Here is a 23,327-nt window from a genome sequence, read left to right as displayed (position 1 = left end):
TAATTATTATCTGCCTGATGGCAGATTCGATCAGATTACCTAACCATACCCGCTGCGCGGGCATTGTTATACCGCAATCTGCAGGAACTCCGGCGCCCGGATCAGCTCACGCAACTGAAATACCGGCCACTCGCGCCCATCCCGCTCGAAACCATGTTCTACAAATTTTCTGAAAGCCGGATCAAGTTCGGAAACATCCACCCGGCGATCGACTGCAAATTGCTGCATCCCCAACACAGCATCCACCAACAGGCCCGTCAGGTGGTCGTCCTGTTCGACGACCAGAACCCGGCGACTACGCCAGTTGGCTTTGGATGGCAGACCCAGAAGGCCCGCCAGATCCATAACCGGCACCATGCGCCCACGCACATTGGCCACACCCAGAACCCAGCTGCGCACACCCGGCACTTTGGTCAGACGTGGCGGCTGCAGAATTTCCGCGACATCAATCATGTCTGCAGCAAAGGTCTGACCGGCAAGCATAAAGCCTACGCCACGCCAGTAAGAAACCGCTTCCACCTGTTGCGGCAAAGCCGACGCATTGCGTCGGCTACGTTCGGCGATGTCCAGCAGCTGCGCGTACGGATGCATATCAGCCAGCCATTACGGAAGCAATCTCGGACAGCAGGGTTGCTTCTGCAACCGGCTTAACCAGATAACCACTGGCGCCCTGACGCTTACCCCATACACGGTCAGTTTCCTGATCCTTGGTGGTGACAATAATCACCGGAATATGCTGAGTTTCCGGATCTTTGGTCAGCTGACGCGTTGCCTGAAAACCATTAAGGCCCGGCATCACGATATCCATCAGCACTACATCCGGCTTTTCCTTGCGCGCCAGTGCCACACCATCAGCACCGTTTTCTGCGGTCAGAACTTCGTGACCATTTTTCTCCAGCATGGAGCGGAACGCTTCAGTTTCTGTCGGAGAATCATCTACTACCAAAATACGGGCCATGCCTGTTACCTCTTAAAACTCTTTCAGCTGTCGCTGGCTCAGGATTTTACGTACTGACGAATTGAACCCAACAGCTCTTCCTTACTGAAAGGCTTGGTCAAATATTCATCAGATCCAACAATGCGCCCTTTAGCTTTATCGAACAAACCGTCTTTACTGGACAACATGATTACCGGTGTCGATTTGAATTTGGAGTTATTTTTGATCAGGGCGCAGGTCTGATAACCATCCAGACGCGGCATCATGATATCGACAAAGATGATATCCGGGTGAGTATCGGCAATCTTGGCCAGCGCATCAAAACCGTCTGTGGCGGTAATGACTTCGCAGCCGACCTTTTTAAGCAAAGTCTCAGCCGTACGACGAATGGTTTTACTGTCGTCGATGACCATGACTTTAATATTCTGAAAGTTATCGTCCATAGGGAGGCCTTTAACCATCCATTTCTTATGTTTTAGTGAGCGGTTGTGTTCAACAATCGCAGGAGACGCCATTGCGCACGTTTGTATCACAGATTATGCAACAAAGGCTAGGCCGGCGCGCTGCGCTGCGTCACACAATTAAGTTACGCCGCCGGGACAATGCATAGGTTACACTGGCGCCATCGTTGAGCACCTGATCTTACGGAGCCTTTATATGAGCATTAAACTGGGTGTGGTGATGGACCCCATCGCCGACATCGCCTTTAAAAAGGACACCTCGCTGGCCCTGCTGCACGCCGCTCAGGAACGTGGCTGTGAACTCTTTTATATGGAGCAGAGCGACCTGTCGATCCAGAACGGCAAAGCCATGGGGCGCATGGCGCCGTTAAAAGTCGCCATGAATCCGGATCACTGGTTCGATCTGGGTGACTACAGCGAGCAGCCGCTGGCTGAGCTGAACATCATTCTGATGCGCAAAGATCCACCGTTCGACAGCGAGTTTATCTACAGCACCTACATCCTTGAGCGTGCCGAACAGGAAGGCGTTCTGGTTGCCAATAAGCCACAGAGCCTGCGCGACTGTAATGAGAAGGTATTCGCCACGGCATTCCCGGAACTGATGAGCCCAACCATCGTTACCCGCCGCGCCGATCTGCTGAAGGCTTTCCACAAAGAGCATGGCGACGTCATCTTCAAACCTCTCGATGGTATGGGCGGCTCCTCTATATTCCGGCTGCGCGCCGACGACCCGAACGTCAGCGTCATCATTGAGACCCTGACCAACCATGGCAGCCAGCAAATCATGGCGCAGCGTTTTATCCCGGAAATCACCGCCGGCGACAAACGTATCCTGATGATTGATGGCGAGCCTGTGCCTTTTTGCCTGGCGCGCATTCCGGCGCAGGGCGAAACCCGCGGCAACCTGGCCGCCGGTGGCCAGGGCGTTACCCAGCCTCTGAGTGATGAAAACCGCGCCATTGCCGAAAAAGTCGGACCTGTCCTGAAAGAAAAAGGGCTGTATTTTGTTGGCCTCGATATCATCGGCAACAACCTGACGGAAATTAACGTCACCAGCCCGACCTGCGTGCGTGAAATCAGCCGTGATTCCGGTATCGACGTAGCCGGTCTGCTGATTGACTGCCTGCTGGCTAAGCTTACGCAATAAAGCTGAAAGACCAACAGGGCAACACGCCCGCCAGCAGCACTGGCAACAGCCGCCGCACCGGAAACCACGGGGCGGCGGCCACTCAGTCCGAATATGGACAAATCCGCCCTGAAAGCGCAGACTTGCACCCGTTTTCCGGACTTTAAACAGGTACTTCCGCACGCATGTCAGCCACCGCCGTGACCAGCTCCGATCGCTTGTCCTTCGCCCTGTTTCTGGCTCTGCTGATCCATGCCGTTCTTATTCTCGGCATCAGCTTCACCGCCAGCGACCGCGATAACCTGTCCAAGACGCTGGAAGTCACCCTGGCGACCTACAAAAGCGACAAAGCGCCGGAACAGGCCGATTTTCTCGCTCAGGAAAATCAGGAAGGCAGCGGCACCTTAGATGAAGCGCGCATGCTGACCACCGATGTCGAAGCCACCTTCCACGCCAACGAAATCAACGAAACCTCACCGCAGGAACAACAGGCCAGCGCGCCGCGTCAGGTACAGGGTGATCGCCAGCTGGTGACCACCAGCGGCAGCAGCCGCAATAGAGCGCCCAGCAGGCAGGAGCGCTTCAGCGTGCAGACTGATAAGCCCGACGGTCCGGAAAAAACCTTACTGGAACGCAGCCTGGAAATGGCCAGCCTTGAAGCCAAGCTCGACTCTGAACGGCAGGCTTATGCTAAAAAACCACGTATTCAGCGCCTGACAGCCTCATCCACCATGAAGGCCAACGATGCCTATTACGTGAACAGCTGGCGGCACAAGATTGAACAGATGGGTGCCCTGAACTATCCACGCGAAGCGGAAAGCTGCTTCGACAACTGCCGCCTGCGTCTGCTGGTTGCCATCAACCCCGATGGCACCATCAACGAGCTGCGCATTCTCGAATCATCCGGTAAAAAAGTGCTCGATGATGCCGCGCTGCGCATTGTGCGCCTGTCTGCCCCTTTCGCTCCTTTTACCGAAGAAATGCGCAAGCAGACCGATATTCTGGAAATTATCCGTACCTGGCAGTTCAAGGGTAACCGCTACATTTCGGACGCCAATTAATGCAACAGCTTAACAGCCTGAAAAACCATCTGTTGATTGCCATGCCACAACTGGAAGACTCCTGGTTTGCCGGCACCGTCACCTATCTGTGTGAACACAACGCCGACGGCGCCATGGGCATCGTGCTGAACAAACCGCTGCCGGTTACCTTTCACGAGATCTGTGAACAGCTGGAAATCACCCGCCTGGCCGGTATCGATCCGGAGATTTACGCCGGCGGCCCGGTCAGCCAGGAACATGGCTTTATATTGCACCGTCAGCAGGGCAACTGGGGGGCGACGCTGAATGTCACCGAACAGGCACACCTGACCTCGTCAAAAGATATTCTCAAGGCCATCGCCGCCGGTTCCGGCCCGCAGGATTACCGCCTGACTCTGGGTTACGCCGGTTGGGATGCACAGCAGCTGGACGAAGAAATACTGGCCAACTCCTGGCTCACCATTGAAGCCACCGAACATCTGTTGTTTGAAGTGCCCCACGACGAGCTGTATCAGGCCGCGCTCAGCCAGCTTGGCGTCAGTGCCGAATTTCTGAGTTCCGATGCGGGGCATGCCTGATGAGCAGCCCGGCACCGTCGGCGCGGGTTAAAACCCTGCTGGCTTTTGATTTCGGCACCCAGCGGATCGGCATCGCCACCGGCCAGCGCATCAGCGCCACCGCCCGCCCACTGAATCCGGTTAAAGCGCGCGACGGCGTACCCGACTGGGATGTACTGCAGCGCATTATTGATGAGTGGCAGCCCGATGCCTTTGTCGTTGGTCTGCCGCTGAATATGGATGGCACAGCCAGCGATATGAGCCGCCGCGCGAAGAAGTTTGCCGGGCGTCTCGAAGGCCGTTTTCACCGCCCGTCGTTTACCCATGACGAGCGCCTGAGCAGTTACGAAGCCAAAGGCATGGTAATCGCCCAGGGTGGCAGCCGCGATTTTGGCGCCAACTCGGTGGACGGTATTGCCGCACAATTAATTCTCGAAAGCTGGATGGCGGCCTGGCCATTAACCGACACGCCGCCTGAATAAAGGACACCTATGCATCTGCCTGATATCGAACAAACCTGTACCGAGCTGGGCCAGCGTCTGGCGGCTTATCTGCAACAGAACCATATTGAACAACCGCTGCTGGTCGGTATCCGTACCGGTGGCGTATGGATTGCCGAACGCCTGCAACAACAACTGCAGACCGAAGACGGCGTCAGCACCCTCGACATCAGCTTCTACCGTGACGATTTCACCCGTCACGGCCTGCACCCGCAGGTCATGGGCTCCGAGCTGCCGGACAGCATCGAAGACCGCCACATTATTCTGATCGACGACGTCGTGATGAGCGGCCGCACCATCCGCGCCGCCATGAACGAGCTGTTCGATTATGGCCGCCCGGCCAGCATCAGCCTGGTCTGTTTGCTGGATATCGGCCGCCGCGAACTCCCTATCCAGCCAGACCTGTGCGGTGTCCGGCTGGAACTGGAAGAAGGCCAGCTGGTTAAGTTAAGTGGCCCGCAGCCACTGCAGCTGACCCTGTCCTGATCACCACCTGACTGACCAACATATTGTGAGTAGCAACAATGACCACTGACCCAAGCCAGGTGCAGCTGACCGCCGACGGGCGTCTGAAGCACTTCCTCACCACCGAGGGCCTGAGCCGTGAACTCCTGACCGAGATTCTCGACACCGCCGATTCTTTTATCAGCACTCAGGAGCGGGACGTGAAAAAAGTCCCGCTGCTGCGCGGCAAGACCGTGGTCAACCTGTTCTTCGAGAACAGTACCCGTACCCGTTCCACCTTCGAGCTGGCGGCCAAGCGCCTGTCGGCCGATATTCTTAACCTCGATATCGCCAAATCCGCGACCGCCAAGGGCGAAACCCTGATGGATACGCTGTGGAACCTCGAGGCCATGTATTCCGATATGTTCGTCGTGCGTCATGCCGATTCCGGTGCCGCCCACTTTATTGCCGAACACGTCACCCCCAACGTTGCCATCATCAACGCCGGCGACGGTCGCCACGCGCATCCGACTCAGGCGATGCTGGATATGCTCACTATCCGCCGCCATCAGGGTTCTATCGAAGGTAAAATCGTTGCCATCGTCGGCGATATTCTGCATTCCCGTGTTGCCCGTTCACAGATTCATGCGCTGCGTACTTTAGGTGCCGCCGAAATCCGCGTGATCGGCCCCGGCACCCTGCTGCCGCGCGATATCGAAGCGCTGGGCTGTAAAGCTTACTACCGTATGGAAGACGGCCTGAAAGACTGCGATGTGATCATCATGCTGCGCCTGCAGAAAGAACGTATGCAAAACGCTCTGCTGCCGAGCGAAGGCGAATTCTTCAAGCTCTACGGCCTGACCGAAGAGAAGCTGACCTACGCCAAACCCGATGCCATCGTTATGCATCCGGGGCCGATTAACCGCGGCGTCGAGATTGAATCCAACGTCGCCGACGGCCCGCAATCGGTGATCCTCAATCAGGTCAGCTACGGTATCGCCGTGCGTATGGCGGTCATGGCGATGGCCATGAGTGGTCAGCAGCAGGAGCGTAACGAACTCGCCGAACAAAACATCGAGCAGAACAACGAACACAATAACGAGCCGGATCAGGAGGAGGCATAAGCATGAGATACCTGCATATTGAAAACGCCCGCCTGATCGACCCGTCACAGAATCTGGATCAGGTCACCGATGTTTACGTCGCTGAAGGACGCATCCACGCCATTGGCCACAAACCAGCGAGCGGCGGTATTGAGCACAGTATCGACGCCAGTGGCCTGTTACTGGTGCCCGGCCTGATCGATCTTGGTGCTCACCTGGCCGAACCGGGTTTTACCCATAAAGGCTCCATCGCCAGCGAAACCCGCGCCGCCTGCGCCAGTGGCTTTACCCACGTTTGCGCCTTACCGGACACCAAACCGGTGGCCGACAGCCCGGCAGTGATTCAGTTAATTCAGGAAAAAGCCGCCAAAGCCGGCTTTGCCAAAGTACTGCCGCTGGGCGCCCTGACCCAGGGTCTGGCCGGTGAGCAGCTGGCCTCTATGTTCAGCCTGCGCGAAGCCGGTTGTGTGGCACTGAGCAACGCCCGCGCGCCGTTCAAAGACAGTTATGTACTGCGCCGGGTAATGGAATACGCCGCGACTTACGACATTCCGGTATTCCTTAACCCCGACGACGCTGCGCTGTCGGATGGCGGCTGTATGCACGAAGGCCCGACCGCTACCCGTCTGGGCCTGACCGGTATTCCGCAAACCGCCGAAACCATCGCCCTGGCGCAGATGCTGTTACTGGTTGAGCAGACCGGCGTACGTGCGCATATCAGCCAGATCAGCTGCGCGCGCAGTGTGCGCATGCTGGCACAGGCACGTGAGCAGGGTATCCGCGTCAGTGCCGACACCCCGCTGGCCAACCTGATTTATACCGACGAAGCCGTTACCGGCTACAACAGCCAGTTCAATGTGCAGCCACCACTGCGCAGTGAAAGCGACCGTCAGGCCCTGCTTGCCGCCGTTAACGCCGGTGAACTGGCCATCAGCTCCAACCACCGTCCGCATGAAGTGGCCGCCAAGAAAGCACCTTTTGCCGATGCCGAACCAGGCATGAGTATTTTTGATGGTTTCCTGCCGCTGGCACTGCAACTTGTGGAACGCGGCGAGCTGGAATTATCGGCCTTTATCCGCGCCACCAGCGCCTTACCGGCGCAGGTTCTGGGCCAGAATCAGTCACTGAGCGAAGGTAACTGGTTTAATGCGGTGCTGATTAATCCGGATGCTGAGCAAAGCTTCCGCCGCTCGACGCTGCTGTCAAAAGGACGGAACAGCCCGGTGGCCGGCAAGACCTTAAAAGGCGCGGTTAACGCCGTGTTTATTGATGGCCGGAAAGTGTTTGGCTGATCGTTAACAAACCCAAACGCTGAATAATAAAAAAGCCGCAGAATCTGCGGCTTTTTTATGTGTGGTGAATGATCGCTATGCGGGTTCGCATGCATTAGACGGCATCCGGTCCACGATAAATCCCCTGCACCGAATTAAGCGTATGCCAGTACAGCACCGGACCATTGGCTGTTGCCAGTTCATCACGCAAGGCCGCCAGCGCTTTAGCGGTGTAGGTGCATTCAGACTGTACGGTTAAACCATCGGCCCAGCGCTGATTACGGAACCATTGCTCAGCCTGCTCACCGGCCGCCGAGGCAACGCCATAGCCCTCGCCATAATACTGGTCGAGCAGTACCGGTTGCGGAATATTGAATGGCGGAATGCCGCCCTGCAAACGCAGTAAATATTGCTGCGTCTGCTGCATTAATTGTTTCACCGTCGCCACGGTGCAGGCAGGAAAAGGGCCAAGATGCGCAGGTGCCACGCGCACACCAATAACCCGCGACGGCAGACCGGCAAGCGCCACGCCCAACGTCAGACCGGCTAAGGTCGCACTGGAGCCCACCGGGCAAATAATGGTTTCCGGCACTGGGCATTCTCCCCGTTCAATCTGCTCACGTAATTCAAACGCAGCATCAATAAAGGCAATAACGCCCTGCAGCGACGAGCCTCCGGCAAATAAATATTCGGTCTGTTTGCGGCGCAATAACCGGTCACGGATCTGCAGAGTATAAAAACGCAGTACGGTATTCAGCAGGCTGCCGCAATAACGCAGCGTCGCACCATAGCGCTGCATCACCTGCAGGTTTTTTCTGACGGACGGACTCTGCGGCTGATCGAACAGAAGAATCTCACAGTCAAAACCCAGCGCTTTACTGTGCACGGCGCAGGCCACACCGTGATTGGTGCCGGTGCCGCCAAAGGTCAGCAGGCGGGTTTTTCCTTCTGCCTGCATTTTGCCGAAAATAAACGCCAGCTTGCGGCTTTTATTACCGCCATAAACCGCATTGGTTAAATCATCGTGCTTAAGCCAGAGTTGCGGCGTATCGAGGCTATGGGTAACAGGTGTCGGAATCTGCTGGCCGGGAATATCCGCCAGCGGAATGAGCTTTTGCAGCACAGGATAAGCTTTGAATAAAGGAGATGAAGACACCAGCAGACTCCGGCCAAAAGTGCATTGTAAGACGACGGTGCAATCTTCCGCAGGTCTTACAATGCCAATGGTGCTGCTGCTCTGAAATTAAGCCCAAAATTAAGCCCAAAATTAAGCCCAAAATTAAGATCAGGAATTAAGGCCAGGGATAATCCGCGACCGGCAATCCCATTGCCTGCAGTTCCGCCACCACAATACGGCGATATTTCACCACATCGCCGACGTCCGTTTGTCTCAGCCTTGCCACTTCTTCCGCGCTGAACGGCTGGAAATTTGCCCGCAGGGAAGTCCCGCCCCAACGTTGCATGATGTAATTCATCACCTCGGCAATTTCATTATCACTCAGACTGGCCCCCACCACGCCGGGTACGTGCATCAGATATTCACGGCCGCGTTCGGTTTCGGCAAATGAGGCAACGTAATTATTAAAATCGGGAATACCTCCCGCCGGAGAACCTGCGCCATCCGGACGATGACAGCCCAGACAACGCAGCACATAGTTAGCCTGCGGGCTGAGTTCACCCTGTGGGGCCGGAGCTGACTTTATCTGCGCAACATCATCGGCAGCCTGACTATAAGCGCACGACCCTGCTGACAGTGCCAGCAGCAGACTGCCGCGCAACAACCAGGCCGCAGCCATTTTTGTGTGCATTTTCCCGTCTTGTTTATTGTGCATTTTTCCGTACTCCGCGCAGCTGGCTGTGAGACTGAGGCGTGTTGCGGGCGTGCTCCAGCACCTCATCAGCCAGCACTGCATTCAGACCGTTAAGATCGTCCAGCACATAGGCGGCCAGCGCTTTCATTTGTGCCGCCGTTAAATCCGCCTGCGCTGGCATCACCAGGCCGTAATAACCGATGCCATCCACTTCGATAGTGCCGGACAAACCGTTATTTAATACGCCCCAGAAATACGCCGGAGCCTGTTCGGCCAGTGCCGGCCACAGCATGCTGTTCACCAGTGGCGGTGCCAGCCCCGGCGTACCAATACCACCCGGCTGGTGACAGGCCGCACAACGCTGGTTAAACAGCGCTTCGCCATTATTCTCAGTTGCTCCGGCAGCAGACACCGGAGCCGCCAGCGCGGCTCCCAGTGCTGCCAGCGAGAGCAGAGATAAGGTGAATTTTTTCAGAACCATCATCTCAGCTCCCGCTTCAGGCGTCTGCCATACCAACCAGCACAGCAACGGTGCAGTGATAACCCTGCGACGCGTTGGCCATACACCAGTTAATGTCGTTATGCAGACCCATACGGTAACCCGGACGCTCCCGCTCGCTGGTAAAGCAGAAGGTGCCGTTGCACTCCACTTTGCCGCAGCAGTCGTTGTACGACACCAAATAATCTTTATCGTCATTCGGGTTGCGGCAGGTGCCAACCCAGGACACTTTGGACGCTTCCGAGCCCGGCGGACAGCTGGTTAATGTGCCGCCACAGTCGTTGCACAGATTGCCGTCGAGCGCGCAGTAGCGCCAGTATTCACAGGCGGTCGGATCATTCGGATCGGCCGGGGCTTCGTCTTCCGCTTCTCCGGCCCAGGCTTTGCCGGCATTACGGTCAAAGGGCAGAACCGGCAGCATGGCGCTGCCCAGCATCAGCATCCCGGCGCGGCTTAAAAAACTGCGGCGGCTGCTGCGCTGTGCGACTTTGCGGGTTAAATGTTCGGTGCCTTTATCCAGGCCGGTTAATACGCTGTCGAAAAATCGTTTCATAGTGATATCTCTTGTTGCCTAAAAATCGTTGCCTACTGAGTGATGCTCAGGAGTTGTTTGCTCAGGAGTGGCTTGTTCAGGAATGCTGTTCAAGAAAACTCTGTACCGAGCCAACACCCATTTCCATGGCATTGAACAGACTCTCAAGCTGCTCGCGGCTGTTGATCAGACCTTTCGAGCGGATCACGCCCTGCTTATCCATCAGCACCGCAAACGGCAGACGCGATACGCGGTAACCCAGCCCCAGTTCGGTCGACAGTACGTATGGAAAATCCTGCAGGCCAACGTGCTGAATAAAGCGCTGGTGTTTTTCTTCTTCGCCATCGGAAGCCAGCACCACATCCAGCCAGTCTTTTTCACTGGCTTTTACCGAGCGCAGAATCGGCAGCAGTTTTTTACATACCGGACAGGTCGGCGACAGGAAAAACACCAGCATGGCTTTTTCTTTATCGCGACCAATATGCACGGCACCACCGGTCAGGCTGTTAAGGGTAAAGGCCGGGGTTAAATCACCGACTTTCGGCCCGGAGTCATTCATCAACGCACCCATCGGCGCGATACGTTCAAACAACACGCCGATCTGGCGGGCCAGCACAAAAAATGCGAGGGCCAGCGCCATTACGGCAACAAATAAAAATGCGACAGCAAAATACAAAGCAGTCATAACGACCTCTTAAATTCGTTTCAGTGAGTTGGCCATTTCACTGATGGCCAGCAGGTTGGCGTTCACCTGCTCAAATAACAGGAAGGCGAGCCACAGAAAGACAGCAGCAGCGATGGCCACCACGATTTCGGCGCTCTGCAGTGCTTCCGGCAGACCGAGCAATGGCAGCAGAGCGAAGACCATCAGCAGCGCATTACGCAGCAACAGGGTTTTGCTCAGCAGTTGCGGAGTACCGCCACAGCCACATTCAATGCGGGTATGACCGCGACGGATATTGATGCCCATAGCGATGGCATATCCCCCGAGCAACAGCGCCGCCAGCACCAGTCCGGCAGCACGGCTGGCGCTGAATAACAGCATCAGCACCAGCGCGCCTTCGAGGGCCAGCAAGGCAATAGCAGCGGGCTTAACCAAAGCTTCCGGCAGCAACTCGTAGTCGGCGACAAAGCCCTGGAATTCGAGGAAATCCAGTGCTTTGTGCAGTGCCGCGCGCAGGAATACCAGCAGGGTAAAGACCAGTAGCGTGAGGCTCGCCAGTGGCAGTAATTCAGTCATGAGACACCGCCAGCGAGGTGGTCCAACCGGCTTTTTCGTCGGCCGCCGCCTTCTCAAACATAAAGTCGCCATCGCCGCTCAGTACGTACTTATCGATGGTTTCGTCTTCTTCATTGGAGCCGAACAGCACCGGGGTTTTGCCCTCAGTCACACTCAGCGCCACCATGTGCGGTGCCGGAGAACGGCTGATGAGTTTTTTCTTTTTCAGACTGTAAGCCCAGATTTCTTCAGAGCCGTTTTTATGGCTGCCGTCATAAGCGCCTGAATGCATCAGCATAAACACCATATCCAGCGTGCTGCTGTAAGCTGTGATGGCATAACCACCCGGAGCCCAGTCACCTTCGATGCCGGTATTCACCTGCAGTTTTTCTTTGATTTTTACGGTTTTGCCACTGTCATCGGCGAGGTACAGGGCTCCGCCGAAGGTGGTCAGGATCAGCTCACCGTTTTTACGGCGTTCGCTGTGGATATAAATCGGGTCGGCATCCACATCGAATAATTTGCCCGATGCTTCAACACTGTATTCCTTACCTTTCAGGGTGAAAGTTTTCAGCTGTCCGGTACCACAGGGCGTACTGAAGCTAGAGCCTTCCAGTGCCGGATAAACTCCGTAACATCCCGGGGTCGGCACTTCAGTAATCACTTCGCCGGCGGCAATATCAATTACCGAAACTGAGGTGGCCGGTGTGGCATTCTGCACATACAGCAGTTTTTCATCGGCGCTTAATTCCAGTAGCTGGGTCATGCCGATGGCTTTTACGGCTTTATTAGGCACGATGATTTCTTTCTTACGGCTCAGGGTTTCTACGTCATACACCTGCACCACGCTTTCTACCGGACCATAGGTAATGCGCTTGGCAAAGTCGGACAGCACGTAAACGGTTTTGCCGTCTTTCGAGACTTTCATCTGCGAAGTAATACCCGCCGGCATCGAGCCTTTATAGTGCAGGTCATCCTGAGCGAAGACGTGAATCTGGCTGGCGCCCCCCCAGGCGGCTTCGTTCATAAACACATTCGGCCCGGGCTGAATGGTTTTCTCGACCGTAAAAACTTCCGGCTTAAAGGGCTCTGCCTGCGCCGCCGGCATCACCGCCGACAACAGCAGGGTTGCGATACAGGCCGCCAGCGGTGCCGGAGTGAATACGCGGCGGGACAGGTTTCTGGTTTTACTTTTTTGCTTGGTTAACGTCATGGTTTGCAGCTCTTGTTGTGAGTCTGCAGGAGTGAAGAGCAGCGCCCATGCCAATGCCTGAGTTAACAGGCCAAACCTACCTCTGATGGAGTACCTAAAGAGGCCAATACTGACAATTTGATCAGAATTGTTACGTACTGTTAGTGCCCGCTATTAACGATAAAACCGTCAGCACTATAAAGGCGCGCCGGACAATAACGCCGGCGTTGTTCTGGTGCGTATTGTTTGCTGCCTTCGTCACCCGTATCCACAGGCAGTGAAGCCCTACCCGAAACCCCGGGCATGGGGTATCCTGCGACCTCTGAACGCGGGGGATGTTATGAGTAACTGGCTTGATGCCGTAAAGTGGGACGCCGATGGTCTGGTACCGGCCATTGCGCAGGATTATAAGACCGGCCGTATCCTGATGATGGCATGGATGAACCGGGAAGCACTGGCGCTGACGGTGCAGGAAAACCGCGCCATCTACTATTCCCGCTCGCGCCAGCAACTGTGGCGTAAAGGCGAGTCTTCCGGCCATGTGCAGCAGTTGCACGAAGTGCGCCTCGACTGTGACGCCGATGTCATCACCCTGCAGGTGGAACAGATTGGCGGTATCGCCTGTCATACCGGCCGCGAAAGCTGCTTCTACCGGGTCTATCAGGATGGCGAATGGGTCAGCGTTGATCCGGTGCTGAAAGATCCGAAAGACATTTATTGATTGCTACTTAACGAAACTGAAACAGCTATGAGCGATATACTTTCCGCCCTCGGCGATATCCTTGAAGAACGTAAGAGCGCGGCCGCCGATTCATCCTATGTGGCCAGCCTGTATCACAAGGGCCTGAACAAGATTCTGGAAAAGGTTGGCGAAGAAGCCACCGAAACCATTCTGGCCGCCAAAGACGCCGAGACCAGTGGCGATAACAGCGATGTTATCTACGAGACCGCCGACCTGTGGTTCCACACCCTGGTGGCACTGGCCAAGCTGGGTGAGCGCCCGGAAGCCGTGGTTAACGAACTGGCACGGCGTTTTAATATGTCCGGCCTGGAAGAAAAGGCGTCACGTACGCCCAAGTAAACCGGTACAGACCAGAGAACTGAGAGATTGAGTATGCCGGACTGTCTGTTTTGCCAGATTGTCGCCGGAAAGATTCCGGCCAATGTCGTTTATGAAGATGAGCACCTGCTGGCGTTTCACGATATTGCGCCTAAAGCGGACACCCACCTGCTGGTCATTCCCAAGCGCCATATCGTTAACCTGAATGATCTGAGCGACGCTGATGCCAGCCTGATGAGCCATTTAATGCTCAGCCTGCCGGCCATTGCCCGCACACAAAACCTGACTGGCTTCCGCACCATTACCAATACCGGTAAAGAAGGTGGGCAGGAAGTTTTCCATATGCACTTTCATATACTGGGCGGCGATCAGCTGCCCGGTTTCTGATGTAATTTTTAAATTAAGAATAAGAGGATTTTCCTATGCTCGGCGGAATCAGTATCTGGCAATTATTAATCGTTCTGGCCATCGTCATTATGATTTTCGGCACCAAAAAACTGCGCAACCTGGGTGGCGACCTGGGCGGAGCAATCAAGAGCTTTAAAAAAGCTGTGAATGACGACAGCAGTGCAAAAGCCGATGAAGACGATAGTAAAGAGCCGGCAAAAACACTGGAGCATAAAGAAGGCGCAGCCAAAGACGCCGAATTCAAAAGCACCAACAAAGACCAAGATAAAATCTGATGTTCGATATCGGTTTTCTGGAATTAATGGTGGTAGCAATTCTGGGCCTGCTGGTGCTCGGCCCGGAAAGACTGCCAAAAGCAGCCCGCACAGTGGGTCTGTTTCTTGGCCGTATGCGCCGCACCATGAGCAATATCCAGGATGATCTTGAGCGCCAGGTCCGCACCGAAGAATTACGCGAAAAGCTGAAAGACCCTTATGCCACGTTTCTCGATGACGATTCGCCATCGGCTAACAGCATTCAGCCCAAGCCTAAAGCAGAAACGCAGCCGGACAATAAACCGGCAGCTGTCGCTGGTCCTCAACAGCCAGGTCCACAACAATCTGGCCCGCAGCAGCCTGCCGCCAATTCAAAACCTGATAATACCGATGCGTCATCATGACCGATCATGAACAACCTCTGATTGCCCACCTGATCGAACTGCGAAACCGTTTGCTGAAATCGGTACTGGTGGTATTGGTGCTGTTTCTTGGCATGTTCTACTTTGCCAACGACCTGTACCTGATTCTGGTAAAACCACTGTCAGTATTGCTGCCCGACAGCGGCAATATGATCGCCACCGGTGTGGCCTCGCCTTTTCTGGTGCCGTTTAAACTGACATTGGTTCTGGCGGTCCTGCTGGCAGTGCCTTTTCTGCTGCATCAGGTATGGAGTTTTATCTCTCCCGGTTTGTATCAACACGAAAAGAAATTCGGTATTCCGTTGCTGGTATCCAGCGTTGTCCTGTTTTATACCGGAATCGCCTTTGCCTACTTTGTGGTGCTGCCACTGGCCTTCGGCTTCTTTACCGCCGCCGGACCGGAAGGTATTTCCTTTATGCCGGACATCAGCAATATTCTCGATTTTATTCTTAAAATCTTTTTTGCCTTTGGCATCGCCTTTGAAATTCCGATTGCGACCTTTCTGATGGTACTCAGCGGTATAACCACCGTTGCTGCCCTGACAGAAAAGCGCCCTTATATTTTTGTTGGCTGCTTTGTTGTCGGCATGCTGGTTACGCCACCGGATGTTATCTCCCAGACCATTCTGGCCGTACCGATGTGGCTGCTGTTTGAAGCCGGTGTACTGGCCTCAAGGCTGATTAAAAAGCCACTGGAAGACAGCGAAGAAGAGATTCAGGAAAGCTGATTATCCTGACTTTATCGAGCATAAAAAGCCCGGCAACTGCCGGGCTTTTTTATTGTATGAAATAAACAAATCTCATACTTATGCACTAAGTAAAGGGGAAGCATTTGACTGGTACAGGAGTACATAATTAGCATCACCAGTCCTGTTTATATGGATAATAACAATGAAAAAAATACTTCTCACCACATCAATCATTGCTGCGAGTTCAATAACTCAGGCTGCGAACTTCGACATGATTGCTTATGAAAGCCAACCATCACAATATGTAGGTCGGACTGACTCTGGCATTGCGATAGTATCCAATCAGCTCGGCAGCTCCAATCCGATCTACCTAAGTCTTATCGATACTATTACCGATCCAGACACCGGTTCTCTGATAGCTACAAGTGAAAGCACTCTCGCAGAGATACTGCCATGGCCCAATGGTTATCAAGAAGGGCTTCTGGCAAATTATCCGAATATGCCGGAGAACCCTGATCGTTTTGAACACCTGGGAATAACGACTCAGACAACGACGAGCGAGTTTATCGGGATCGCAGACTCTCTGATAGAAATGCTGCGGATGAAGTCCAGAGGGGGCAATACCTATACAAGAATATCACTGGCTATACTGCGGTAGGGGTTGCTGGCAACTACGCCTTGATTGCTGACCACGACCGTTTCGGTACAGGGAATATATATCATTGTGATTTTTCAAAATGGAATATCCAATTATCCTTCCAAGCAAATCTTCAGCTCTGCTCTGATCTTGGCAATTCAGAATATATAGAAGATATTGAAAGTGGAGTTCTAACTCCCACATACAAGTTTCCAATGAACAGTTCGGGATATGCACTGCTCAGAAAAAGATATTCTGATACCGATGGATCTCATATGGAGCTTATGGTCAGCGCACCAGGAAAACCTAGTATATCCCTACTGAAAGACGAGGTTGATACATCTTACAGCAATCTGTTGATTACTGATGGTGAAAGTCCAATCATTGCTGTTGATGACAAAAATGATAGAAGACGGTATTTCTCTTATGAGAACGGCGCTGTATCAGAAATCGCCTTAGACGCCTCTTATATTCCTGAGAATGGCACACCAATTGACGGTGACATCATAGAATCTATAGATAACGTCCTCTATATGAAAAAGTCTGATGGGCATTATAAATGCACTCGGCAGGATTTCAGAAACTCAGATATGACATTTGAAGAGTTTCTTCAAAGATACTCCATGGAGTCAGATTCTGTTGGTGAATTCCTGTCAAGCTATCCGGATAAGCCTGCAAGATATGAAGAGCTGATTATTGAAATGAATGTTCAGGAGCTGTTTCCGTCAGGAATTACTGATGCTGAATTTCAGAATCTCATTCTTACGCAGTTAACACCTGAGTACGAACACTTTATCAGCGATAACACGCATTATCTTTCCTGTGCATCAGGAACAGAGTCATTTATAACCAGCACGCAGAATTTCTTTCCAGCAAGGTCAACAAATGGAACATATGAATACGCGATCCGTTCTTTTGAATATGAAAAATTTGGCGCATCATATATTGTCATCACCCGCACATCGAATAATAGTGAAATAGCTGAATCTGTCAGCCGTTTAATCCTTGATGCACTGTTGGATTCGGCCTACAGAACTTACATTCTGGAATCAACAGAAAGAGCCAAATCATTGTATCCGGAATTATTTCTGAATTATCCTGATATGCCTCAGGATCTGGCTGGCGCAGGTCTGCCTGAAGATACTTCTCTGGTTGAATTCCAGAGCCTGACATCAAATATCATACTCAACACCCTGCCCTTTGGTCCGGTGAAGCAAGGGATATTCCTGCAACCACTGCTTGGTTTCACCGCGGACTCGACTGGCGGGTTTTCCTCTTTCAATGGCATATACACCACAGGTCTTACTCAAGCTGAAGGAGTCATCATTACGGTAAACCCTGAAAGCTCAACAATAGATCCTTATCTGAATGCCTATTCCTCACTGACCATCGGCATTCAGGGCCAGGCCTACGCCACCGAAGTATCCTGCTCTGTAGATACCACCGCTCTGAATATTACTGGTAGCAACTATGGTGACTGGGGCGGTGAGAATCGTCTGACTCTGCCTCTTAATTGGGGAAGCCAGAACATGTCCGGGGCTATTACACATACCGGAAATGCAGAGCTGGAAGAAAACGGAACGCTGCTTAGCGCGGATCTGTTTGCGGACACGACAACAACAACCGCGAATGTTGTTTGTTCAGCAGCCTTATCAGACGCTTCGGGTAATCTGATTCCGGTGACAGTCCAGAATGCGACGATCACTATCGATGATGGCATTCACGGTGGTAATGGCGGATTCAGTGGCAGCATTGAAATTCCGGTTGGGGTCAATCCTGAAGACATTACCGTATCGGTAACCATCAATGGCCGGACGATTACCACCGGTGTTGATAGTGCAGGAAACTTCAGTTTTGACGAACTGCGCGACGGCGACTTTACCATCGCTTTCAATGCTGACAACTATGTTCAAAGCTGCATGAATCACAGTATTTCCGAAGGTGCGAATATTGATGTTGGCCAGATCACTCTCTTTGCCGGTGATATCAACGATGATGGTGAAATCAATATCGCGGATTTCACCTACCTTGCCGGAAAGTATGGCTCTGCCAATGGTGATGAGTTGTACGATCAGAAAGCAGATCTGAATAAAGACAGTGTAATCAATGTTCAGGATCTGGCTATTCTTGCCAGCCACTTCGGCTCTGTTCAGTGTAACCCGCAATAAAATTCAGGCGGGGGAAACCCCGCCTGCTTCATAATTATCTGGAATATTTCATGCGAATTCTTCTTTTAATTTTCACATTGATAGCCAGCACATCCTCTGCCGGAACTCCGGTCCTGAGTTTTTCAACTCAGGACAAGGAAGGCATTCGCTGGCTGATTCTGGAAGCAACTGCACTGGATGATATCTATGGTGTCGACCTGATTCTCGACTACGATGCAGCCGCGCTTGAGGTCGTTGATCTGGATTCCGGAAAATCAGGGATACAGATCCAAAGCGGGAATCTGTTCGGTACGTCCGCCTTTGAGGTCAGCAACAGCGTTGATACTCGAAAGCACAGCATTCGCCTTGCTCTCAGCCTGCTTAATCCGGCACCTGCAGTCAGCGGCTCTGGTATCCTTGCCACAATTGCGTTTAAGAATACCAAGCCAGGTATTGTTCAGGTTAAGCAACTGGAGTTTGGGACCAAAGAAGGCCGTCTGATCAGCGCAAAATTACCGCAACCTGTACTCGTTGAACCAGCTCGGAGCGCTGCAACAACTTCAGGCAAAGTATCCATACCCGCGCTGGCCATACCCGACTATTCTGCTTCTGGCAGAGATAATAATCTGATGTATATTCTCGGCGGAGTTTTTGCATTTCTGCTGTTGATCAACATCGTATTCTTTATGTATTGGCGTCAGAAAGTAAAACGTCCTGCAATATAAAAAAGCCCGGCAACTGCCGGGCTTTTTAATCATTCAGAGTGAGAGAATATCCTCAGGCCTTCTCCACCAGATAATCAATATACTCATCACGCAGCGTACGTTTCTGCAGCTTGCCCGTGGCAGTGTGCGGCAGCTCCTCAACAAACAGAATGTCATCCGGTAGCCACCACTTGGCAACACGGCTTTCCAGATAGTTATAGATATCCTGTTTATTGATATCGCTTTCTTCACTTTTTACAATAAACAGCAACGGCCGCTCATCCCACTTCTGATGACGCACGCCAATCACACAGGCTTCTTTTACGTCCGGGTGCCCTACTGCCGCGTTTTCCAGATCGATACTGGAAATCCACTCACCGCCGGACTTCACCACATCTTTGGCGCGGTCAACAATCTGCAGATAACTGTTTTCATCAATCACGGCAATATCACCGGTATCGAACCACTGCTTACCATCCACATCGATAAAGAACGAATCCGGTTTTTCATTTTTATAATACGCCGTTAATACCCAGGGGCCACGCACACGCAGATAGCCGCGTGACGTTCCGTCGTGTGGCAGTGGCTGATCATCCTCACCAAAGATTTCCAGCTCAATACCAAACATTGGCCGGCCGGCGGTAGTCTGCAGACGATAGCGTTCATCGTCGCTCATTTTCTGCATCGCTTTGGTTGGTGAGCCGAGTGTCGCCAGCGGTGAGGTTTCGGTCATGCCCCAGATTGGCAATAAATACACGCCGTATTCTTTATCCAGTGTTTCCACCAGGGATTTCGGTGAGGCTGAGCCACCAACGCCGACGGTTTTAACCGAATCCATGCGTTTATTGTTACGTTTTAAATAATCGATCAGACCCAGCCAAACCGTTGGTACGCCCAGCATTAAATCTACCTCGGCCAGCTCGATTAATTCATGCAGACTCTGGCCATCCATACCATCACCGGGCAGCACCAGCGTCGCACCACTCATCGGAGCAATATAAGGCATACCCCAGGCGCAGACGTGGTACATAGGAACAACCGGCATCACCACCGAATCGGCAGAAACATTCAGTGCATCCGGATTACGGCTGGCATAGGCATGCAGTACAGTGGAGGCATGGGAATACAACACGCCTTTAGGGTTGCCGGTAGTGCCCGAGGTGTAACACAGGCCGGAGGCGGTATCCTGCGGAAACCGCGGCCATACCAGTTCGCTGCTGTATGTTGTCATTAAATCTTCATAATTAATGGCATTTGGCAGTCTGGTTTGCGGCATCTGGTCGGCGTCGATCATAAAGATAAAGCCTTTGACCGAGGTTAATTTATCCGCCACCGGTTCCAGTAATTTTGCGAAGCAGGCATCCAGAAAGACATAGCAGTCTTCGGCATGATTAATAATGTATTCCACCTGCTCGGTATAAAGCCGTGGATTAACGGTATGACAGATGGCACCGATACCGGAGATCGCGTAATAACATTCAAAATGGCGGTAGCCGTTCCAGGCCAGTGTCGCCACCCGGTCACCGGGCTGAACTCCCAAAGCCAGCAAGGCATTGGCCAGCTGCTTGCTGCGTTTTAACGCATCGCGGTAGGTATAGCGGTGGATATCACCTTCCAGCCGGCGGCTGATAATTTCACGCGTACCATGATGCGCAGCAGCGTATTCCAGCAGGTCTGAAATAATCAGTGGCTGAGTCATCATCTGGCCGGCATGGGCCAAAGCAGAAGAAGCAGTGAGTGTCATAATGCGTTCCATGGCGAGTTGTTTGCTCCAGCTTAAAAGCCTTAGCGCCTGTTAGCCAGAGGCAAAGGCCGCTTTGTTAGCGTGTCTCCTCCCATAGAATGAGATGCCAGGGTCTGTTAACACTAATTGAATCGGGCCTGCTGAGAGCCAGTTTTTCTCAGAACAAGGAGTGAGGAGGGATATTAACGGGTTAAATGAATAACGAACGACGACGTTAATGGGGAAAACTGGCCTCAGCCCGAAGGGTTATGGCTAAAAATCCCTCATCCTGCGTTGCTGTTCGCTCGCTTAACCCGTTACCAATCTGTCTGGAACAGATTGGCGTGCCAGCCCCGAAGGGGGGAAGCACAGGGATGTGCTGAACATCCCACACTCCCAACGCCTTGCCTGAGGAATTTTTTAGCCGATAACAGCCCTGTTTAATTAGTGTTAACAGGCCCTAGGCACTTTTCACCGCTCCGGGCAAATTGAGCCATTTGTTTTTATCCGTGGCCGGCGACATAAACCTGCGATAAAAAAACAGTAAACGTCTGGTAAGACAAACCTTCGTGTCTGTGAATTTTTCCCTCCTGCCTGATAGGATTCAGCGCGTTAACCAAAGGAGGGTTACCCTATGAAAGCTTATTCCATTCTTATACTGGCTGGCCTTCTGGCAGCTTGCGGCGGCGGTTCGGGTAGTTCAGGCAATTCAGGAGGTGGTGACAACAGTACTCCACCGGGCAATTACACTCCTGTCACCCAGAATCTGAGCCAATTGTCTCTGCTGGATGCCAGCGGCAAGCCTCTTTCAGAGGCCCAGGTAACCATCAGCCCGAAAAACACTGCAGGCATCGCGGTAGCCGCAGTTCTCGCCAGCAACAGTGTACAACTGACGGCAGACAGCAACGGCCATATCACCTTCCCTGATCTCGCTCCGGGAAGTTATACCCTGACCATTACCATCTCCGGTGTCACCGTAACCACGACACTGGAAATCCGTGCAGAAAATGCCTCCGGCAGCAGCACTGTAGCGGCCCCTCTGGTCATCACTGACAACGGCGCCGAAAGCCTCGAAGGCCAGGGATTCTTCGCTTCTCTTAGCGGTATTATTTTTGATGCCGATGGTCCGCTGAATAATGCTCAGATTGAGATTTCCGGCGGCGCGGCGACCAACGGTGCCATTGCCACAGCGACCACCGATAACGACGGCCACTTCGTACTGATCGTTAACGTATCGCTAAGCAAATTATTAGCTATAAAAACGGCCACCATCCGTATCAGCCGCGATGGCTATGGCACACGGGTAATTCCTCTGGATCTGACCCAGATATCTGCCCTCAGCGGTCTGAATTTTTCATTGCAGGCAGCCACTGGCAACAGTGATGCTCTTTACAGTGAAAATTTTGAGCAGCCCGTCAGCGAAGCGGCCTGTGGTAGCTGGATGACCGTCAGCGTTTCGCAATCTTATACCGGTGCTGGAGAAGGGCCGGGGCCACTGGCTACACTGAATGCAGAAGAAACCCCGGCAGAAGAAGCAGATGAAGAACTGCAGAATCTCTGGCACAGCCACAATGCCGGTCTTAACATCATAAACCAGGCACTGGTCAGTGATCTGGTGCTCCTTGCTCCGGATGATACTTCTGCCGGTAAAGTCCCAGACCCGCTGAGCAACCGCGCCTGCTGGTATGGCCAGGCCGCATCCGGAGGTGTCACTCAGGGGAATTTCCTCGGTGAGCCGGAGGAACCACAAGAGGAACTCGACGGAGGGACATCGTTAACGCCGAACGGTGGTGCAATTGTTTCACCCGATATTGATCTGAGCGCTGAAACCGGCCCACTGTCTCTTACCTTCCGTACCTGGTGGGAAATTGAAGCGGTTAACCCGAATGAAAATGGCTTTGATCTGATGACCATTGAATACAGCATCGATGATATTCAATGGACACCCATTGCCCGTCTGAATCCGTTGTCAGATCCGGTGGGTCTGGATGATCAGGACCGTGCACCGCTGCCCTACTCCAACCGCGGCTATAACAAGGCGCCAGCGTGGTTATGGCAGGAGCCGATTGATATCTCAGATCTGGCCGGCGAGCAAATCAAACTGCGCTTCCGCTTTAACACCCAGGACGAACTGTATAACGGCTTCCGCGGCTGGCTGGTTGATGACATCAGCATCAAACGCGAAGCAGGTACCTTCCCGCGCTATCTTGAACGCGAAACGTATCTGCAGCCGACATTTTCACCAATGAGTCAGACACCGGTTATCGCCGGCGAGGTTCAGGAAATCAATATTGGTGGAGAATACACCTACGGCACGGCGGCCACCCTGAAACTGATTCAGGTAAACAGTGATGGCAGTCAGACTGTTCTTGCTACTCAGCAGGTAGAACAGAATGACGCTATCGAACTGGCAGCAAGTATTACTGCACCAGATAGCGGTTTTGTGCTGCTCGCCTTTCAGGTATCCATTGACGATCAGACCAGTACAGAGCTGCGATACGATCTGTATTACCCGGTTGTGAATGACATTCCGGCAGAGTTGTCTGTCGATCTCTGACAGCCATAGAACAAAGCAGGGAATAAAAAAGGGC

The 23,327-nt window shown here is 53.0% G+C and carries 28 protein-coding genes; 17 read left to right on the top strand and 11 right to left on the bottom strand.

Annotated elements, in window-relative coordinates:
• Positions 1-66: 66 nt before the first annotated feature.
• The 3 genes from LGT44_RS08325 to pilG are packed head-to-tail and all read right to left on the bottom strand — an operon-like array spanning position 67 to position 1,380.
• Complete coding sequence (locus LGT44_RS08325; protein ID WP_145466911.1) at positions 67-591, bottom strand: chemotaxis protein CheW; 525 nt, start codon at positions 589-591, stop codon at positions 67-69.
• A gap of 1 nt (position 592) precedes the next feature.
• Positions 593-958: a twitching motility response regulator PilH gene (gene pilH / locus LGT44_RS08320; protein WP_145466913.1), complete on the bottom strand. Its 366-nt coding sequence runs from the start codon at positions 956-958 to the stop codon at positions 593-595.
• A 38-nt stretch (positions 959-996) separates the two neighbouring features.
• A complete protein-coding gene (gene pilG, locus LGT44_RS08315) occupies positions 997-1,380 on the bottom strand; it encodes a twitching motility response regulator PilG (protein WP_145466915.1) in 384 nt (127 codons plus the stop codon).
• 214 nt (positions 1,381-1,594) lie between these two features.
• Here pilG and gshB point away from each other — a divergent pair, with 214 nt between their 5' ends.
• The 7 genes from gshB to LGT44_RS08280 all read left to right on the top strand — a co-directional run bounded on the left by gshB (position 1,595) and on the right by LGT44_RS08280 (position 7,460).
• The gene (gene gshB / locus LGT44_RS08310; protein WP_145466917.1) at positions 1,595-2,545 is read left to right on the top strand and encodes a glutathione synthase; all 951 of its coding nucleotides are present in this window, start codon (positions 1,595-1,597) and stop codon (positions 2,543-2,545) included.
• A gap of 164 nt (positions 2,546-2,709) precedes the next feature.
• Positions 2,710-3,585, top strand: coding sequence for an energy transducer TonB (locus tag LGT44_RS08305; protein ID WP_230331072.1), 876 nt, complete (start codon positions 2,710-2,712; stop codon positions 3,583-3,585).
• Positions 3,585-4,142: a YqgE/AlgH family protein gene (locus tag LGT44_RS08300; RefSeq protein WP_145466921.1), complete on the top strand. Its 558-nt coding sequence runs from the start codon at positions 3,585-3,587 to the stop codon at positions 4,140-4,142. The genes LGT44_RS08305 and LGT44_RS08300 overlap by 1 nt, the downstream gene beginning before the upstream one ends.
• Positions 4,142-4,603 carry a Holliday junction resolvase RuvX gene (gene ruvX, locus LGT44_RS08295; RefSeq protein WP_230331071.1) on the top strand — a complete coding sequence of 154 codons (462 nt, stop codon included), beginning with the start codon at positions 4,142-4,144 and terminating at the stop codon, positions 4,601-4,603. Before LGT44_RS08300 ends, ruvX begins: the two co-directional genes overlap by 1 nt.
• A gap of 9 nt (positions 4,604-4,612) precedes the next feature.
• Complete coding sequence (gene pyrR / locus LGT44_RS08290; RefSeq protein WP_230331070.1) at positions 4,613-5,107, top strand: bifunctional pyr operon transcriptional regulator/uracil phosphoribosyltransferase PyrR; 495 nt, start codon at positions 4,613-4,615, stop codon at positions 5,105-5,107.
• A gap of 38 nt (positions 5,108-5,145) precedes the next feature.
• Complete coding sequence (locus LGT44_RS08285; protein ID WP_230331069.1) at positions 5,146-6,189, top strand: aspartate carbamoyltransferase catalytic subunit; 1,044 nt, start codon at positions 5,146-5,148, stop codon at positions 6,187-6,189.
• 2 nt (positions 6,190-6,191) lie between these two features.
• Positions 6,192-7,460 carry a dihydroorotase gene (locus tag LGT44_RS08280; RefSeq protein ID WP_225691440.1) on the top strand — a complete coding sequence of 423 codons (1,269 nt, stop codon included), beginning with the start codon at positions 6,192-6,194 and terminating at the stop codon, positions 7,458-7,460.
• Positions 7,461-7,554: 94 nt separating this feature from the next.
• On the opposite strand, the gene LGT44_RS08275 is transcribed toward LGT44_RS08280, so the two are convergent.
• From LGT44_RS08275 to LGT44_RS08245, 7 genes are all read right to left on the bottom strand, one after another.
• Complete coding sequence (locus tag LGT44_RS08275) at positions 7,555-8,595, bottom strand: 1-aminocyclopropane-1-carboxylate deaminase/D-cysteine desulfhydrase (RefSeq protein WP_230331068.1); 1,041 nt, start codon at positions 8,593-8,595, stop codon at positions 7,555-7,557.
• Between the two features lie 136 nt (positions 8,596-8,731).
• Positions 8,732-9,247: a c-type cytochrome gene (locus tag LGT44_RS08270; RefSeq protein ID WP_230331067.1), complete on the bottom strand. Its 516-nt coding sequence runs from the start codon at positions 9,245-9,247 to the stop codon at positions 8,732-8,734.
• 13 nt (positions 9,248-9,260) lie between these two features.
• Positions 9,261-9,734, bottom strand: coding sequence for a c-type cytochrome (locus LGT44_RS08265; RefSeq protein WP_230331066.1), 474 nt, complete (start codon positions 9,732-9,734; stop codon positions 9,261-9,263).
• 13 nt (positions 9,735-9,747) lie between these two features.
• Positions 9,748-10,302: a methylamine dehydrogenase light chain gene (locus LGT44_RS08260; protein WP_145466938.1), complete on the bottom strand. Its 555-nt coding sequence runs from the start codon at positions 10,300-10,302 to the stop codon at positions 9,748-9,750.
• Between the two features lie 76 nt (positions 10,303-10,378).
• Positions 10,379-10,966 (bottom strand): methylamine dehydrogenase accessory protein MauD, encoded by a 588-nt coding sequence (mauD, locus tag LGT44_RS08255; protein WP_230331065.1) that lies wholly within the window; start codon positions 10,964-10,966, stop codon positions 10,379-10,381.
• Positions 10,967-10,975: 9 nt separating this feature from the next.
• Entirely contained in the window at positions 10,976-11,521 is a 546-nt protein-coding gene (locus LGT44_RS08250) for a MauE/DoxX family redox-associated membrane protein (RefSeq protein ID WP_230331064.1), read from the bottom strand.
• Complete coding sequence (locus LGT44_RS08245; protein WP_230331063.1) at positions 11,514-12,713, bottom strand: amine dehydrogenase large subunit; 1,200 nt, start codon at positions 12,711-12,713, stop codon at positions 11,514-11,516. Before LGT44_RS08245 ends, LGT44_RS08250 begins: the two co-directional genes overlap by 8 nt.
• Positions 12,714-13,032: 319 nt before the next feature.
• Between LGT44_RS08245 and hisI the strand changes: the two genes are divergently transcribed.
• From hisI to LGT44_RS08200, 9 genes are all read left to right on the top strand, one after another.
• Positions 13,033-13,413: a phosphoribosyl-AMP cyclohydrolase gene (hisI, locus tag LGT44_RS08240; RefSeq protein WP_145466946.1), complete on the top strand. Its 381-nt coding sequence runs from the start codon at positions 13,033-13,035 to the stop codon at positions 13,411-13,413.
• Between the two features lie 27 nt (positions 13,414-13,440).
• Positions 13,441-13,773 carry a phosphoribosyl-ATP diphosphatase gene (locus tag LGT44_RS08235; RefSeq protein ID WP_145466948.1) on the top strand — a complete coding sequence of 111 codons (333 nt, stop codon included), beginning with the start codon at positions 13,441-13,443 and terminating at the stop codon, positions 13,771-13,773.
• Positions 13,774-13,806: 33 nt separating this feature from the next.
• A complete protein-coding gene (locus LGT44_RS08230; RefSeq protein ID WP_230331062.1) occupies positions 13,807-14,139 on the top strand; it encodes a histidine triad nucleotide-binding protein in 333 nt (110 codons plus the stop codon).
• 35 nt (positions 14,140-14,174) lie between these two features.
• Positions 14,175-14,435, top strand: a complete 261-nt coding sequence (tatA, locus tag LGT44_RS08225; RefSeq protein WP_145466952.1) for a Sec-independent protein translocase subunit TatA — start codon at positions 14,175-14,177, stop codon at positions 14,433-14,435.
• Positions 14,435-14,818, top strand: coding sequence for a Sec-independent protein translocase protein TatB (tatB, locus tag LGT44_RS08220; protein WP_230331061.1), 384 nt, complete (start codon positions 14,435-14,437; stop codon positions 14,816-14,818). Before tatA ends, tatB begins: the two co-directional genes overlap by 1 nt.
• Entirely contained in the window at positions 14,815-15,564 is a 750-nt protein-coding gene (tatC, locus tag LGT44_RS08215; RefSeq protein WP_230331060.1) for a twin-arginine translocase subunit TatC, read from the top strand. Before tatB ends, tatC begins: the two co-directional genes overlap by 4 nt.
• A 163-nt stretch (positions 15,565-15,727) precedes the next feature.
• Positions 15,728-16,183, top strand: a complete 456-nt coding sequence (locus LGT44_RS08210) for a hypothetical protein (RefSeq protein ID WP_230331059.1) — start codon at positions 15,728-15,730, stop codon at positions 16,181-16,183.
• A 20-nt stretch (positions 16,184-16,203) separates the two neighbouring features.
• Complete coding sequence (locus tag LGT44_RS08205) at positions 16,204-18,330, top strand: dockerin type I domain-containing protein (protein WP_230331058.1); 2,127 nt, start codon at positions 16,204-16,206, stop codon at positions 18,328-18,330.
• Between the two features lie 50 nt (positions 18,331-18,380).
• Positions 18,381-19,034 carry a cohesin domain-containing protein gene (locus LGT44_RS08200; protein WP_230331057.1) on the top strand — a complete coding sequence of 218 codons (654 nt, stop codon included), beginning with the start codon at positions 18,381-18,383 and terminating at the stop codon, positions 19,032-19,034.
• A 52-nt stretch (positions 19,035-19,086) separates the two neighbouring features.
• Here the strand turns inward: LGT44_RS08200 and LGT44_RS08195 are convergent, their stop codons facing one another.
• Positions 19,087-20,757 carry a long-chain-fatty-acid--CoA ligase gene (locus LGT44_RS08195; RefSeq protein WP_230331056.1) on the bottom strand — a complete coding sequence of 557 codons (1,671 nt, stop codon included), beginning with the start codon at positions 20,755-20,757 and terminating at the stop codon, positions 19,087-19,089.
• Between the two features lie 613 nt (positions 20,758-21,370).
• Between LGT44_RS08195 and LGT44_RS08190 the strand changes: the two genes are divergently transcribed.
• Positions 21,371-23,293 (top strand): carboxypeptidase regulatory-like domain-containing protein, encoded by a 1,923-nt coding sequence (locus LGT44_RS08190; protein WP_230331378.1) that lies wholly within the window; start codon positions 21,371-21,373, stop codon positions 23,291-23,293.
• Positions 23,294-23,327 lie beyond the last annotated feature (34 nt).

This window comes from Thalassolituus alkanivorans (genome assembly GCF_020447205.1).
Classification (GTDB): Bacteria; Pseudomonadota; Gammaproteobacteria; order Pseudomonadales; family Oceanobacteraceae; genus Venatoribacter; species Venatoribacter alkanivorans.
Note: the sequence above shows the minus strand (reverse complement) of the source record. Positions and strands in the feature narration are given on the sequence as shown.

Excerpts from the sequence above, each read along its gene's own strand:
- LGT44_RS08285 (WP_230331069.1), top strand. The coding sequence starts at position 5,146 with ATGACCACTGACCCAAGCCAGGTGCAGCTGACCGCCGACGGGCGTCTG.
- tatA (WP_145466952.1), top strand. The coding sequence starts at position 14,175 with ATGCTCGGCGGAATCAGTATCTGGCAATTATTAATCGTTCTGGCCATC.
- pyrR (WP_230331070.1), top strand. The coding sequence starts at position 4,613 with ATGCATCTGCCTGATATCGAACAAACCTGTACCGAGCTGGGCCAGCGT.
- pilH (WP_145466913.1), bottom strand. The coding sequence starts at position 958 with ATGGCCCGTATTTTGGTAGTAGATGATTCTCCGACAGAAACTGAAGCG.
- tatC (WP_230331060.1), top strand. The coding sequence starts at position 14,815 with ATGACCGATCATGAACAACCTCTGATTGCCCACCTGATCGAACTGCGA.
- LGT44_RS08250 (WP_230331064.1), bottom strand. The coding sequence starts at position 11,521 with ATGACTGAATTACTGCCACTGGCGAGCCTCACGCTACTGGTCTTTACC.
- LGT44_RS08190 (WP_230331378.1), top strand. The coding sequence starts at position 21,371 with ATGAAAGCTTATTCCATTCTTATACTGGCTGGCCTTCTGGCAGCTTGC.
- ruvX (WP_230331071.1), top strand. The coding sequence starts at position 4,142 with ATGAGCAGCCCGGCACCGTCGGCGCGGGTTAAAACCCTGCTGGCTTTT.
- LGT44_RS08280 (WP_225691440.1), top strand. The coding sequence starts at position 6,192 with ATGAGATACCTGCATATTGAAAACGCCCGCCTGATCGACCCGTCACAG.
- LGT44_RS08200 (WP_230331057.1), top strand. The coding sequence starts at position 18,381 with ATGCGAATTCTTCTTTTAATTTTCACATTGATAGCCAGCACATCCTCT.
- pilG (WP_145466915.1), bottom strand. The coding sequence starts at position 1,380 with ATGGACGATAACTTTCAGAATATTAAAGTCATGGTCATCGACGACAGT.
- LGT44_RS08260 (WP_145466938.1), bottom strand. The coding sequence starts at position 10,302 with ATGAAACGATTTTTCGACAGCGTATTAACCGGCCTGGATAAAGGCACC.
- LGT44_RS08325 (WP_145466911.1), bottom strand. The coding sequence starts at position 591 with ATGCATCCGTACGCGCAGCTGCTGGACATCGCCGAACGTAGCCGACGC.
- LGT44_RS08245 (WP_230331063.1), bottom strand. The coding sequence starts at position 12,713 with ATGACGTTAACCAAGCAAAAAAGTAAAACCAGAAACCTGTCCCGCCGC.
- LGT44_RS08235 (WP_145466948.1), top strand. The coding sequence starts at position 13,441 with ATGAGCGATATACTTTCCGCCCTCGGCGATATCCTTGAAGAACGTAAG.
- hisI (WP_145466946.1), top strand. The coding sequence starts at position 13,033 with ATGAGTAACTGGCTTGATGCCGTAAAGTGGGACGCCGATGGTCTGGTA.
- mauD (WP_230331065.1), bottom strand. The coding sequence starts at position 10,966 with ATGACTGCTTTGTATTTTGCTGTCGCATTTTTATTTGTTGCCGTAATG.
- LGT44_RS08265 (WP_230331066.1), bottom strand. The coding sequence starts at position 9,734 with ATGATGGTTCTGAAAAAATTCACCTTATCTCTGCTCTCGCTGGCAGCA.
- LGT44_RS08270 (WP_230331067.1), bottom strand. The coding sequence starts at position 9,247 with ATGCACACAAAAATGGCTGCGGCCTGGTTGTTGCGCGGCAGTCTGCTG.
- gshB (WP_145466917.1), top strand. The coding sequence starts at position 1,595 with ATGAGCATTAAACTGGGTGTGGTGATGGACCCCATCGCCGACATCGCC.
- LGT44_RS08305 (WP_230331072.1), top strand. The coding sequence starts at position 2,710 with ATGTCAGCCACCGCCGTGACCAGCTCCGATCGCTTGTCCTTCGCCCTG.
- LGT44_RS08195 (WP_230331056.1), bottom strand. The coding sequence starts at position 20,757 with ATGACACTCACTGCTTCTTCTGCTTTGGCCCATGCCGGCCAGATGATG.
- tatB (WP_230331061.1), top strand. The coding sequence starts at position 14,435 with ATGTTCGATATCGGTTTTCTGGAATTAATGGTGGTAGCAATTCTGGGC.
- LGT44_RS08300 (WP_145466921.1), top strand. The coding sequence starts at position 3,585 with ATGCAACAGCTTAACAGCCTGAAAAACCATCTGTTGATTGCCATGCCA.
- LGT44_RS08230 (WP_230331062.1), top strand. The coding sequence starts at position 13,807 with ATGCCGGACTGTCTGTTTTGCCAGATTGTCGCCGGAAAGATTCCGGCC.
- LGT44_RS08210 (WP_230331059.1), top strand. The coding sequence starts at position 15,728 with ATGAAAAAAATACTTCTCACCACATCAATCATTGCTGCGAGTTCAATA.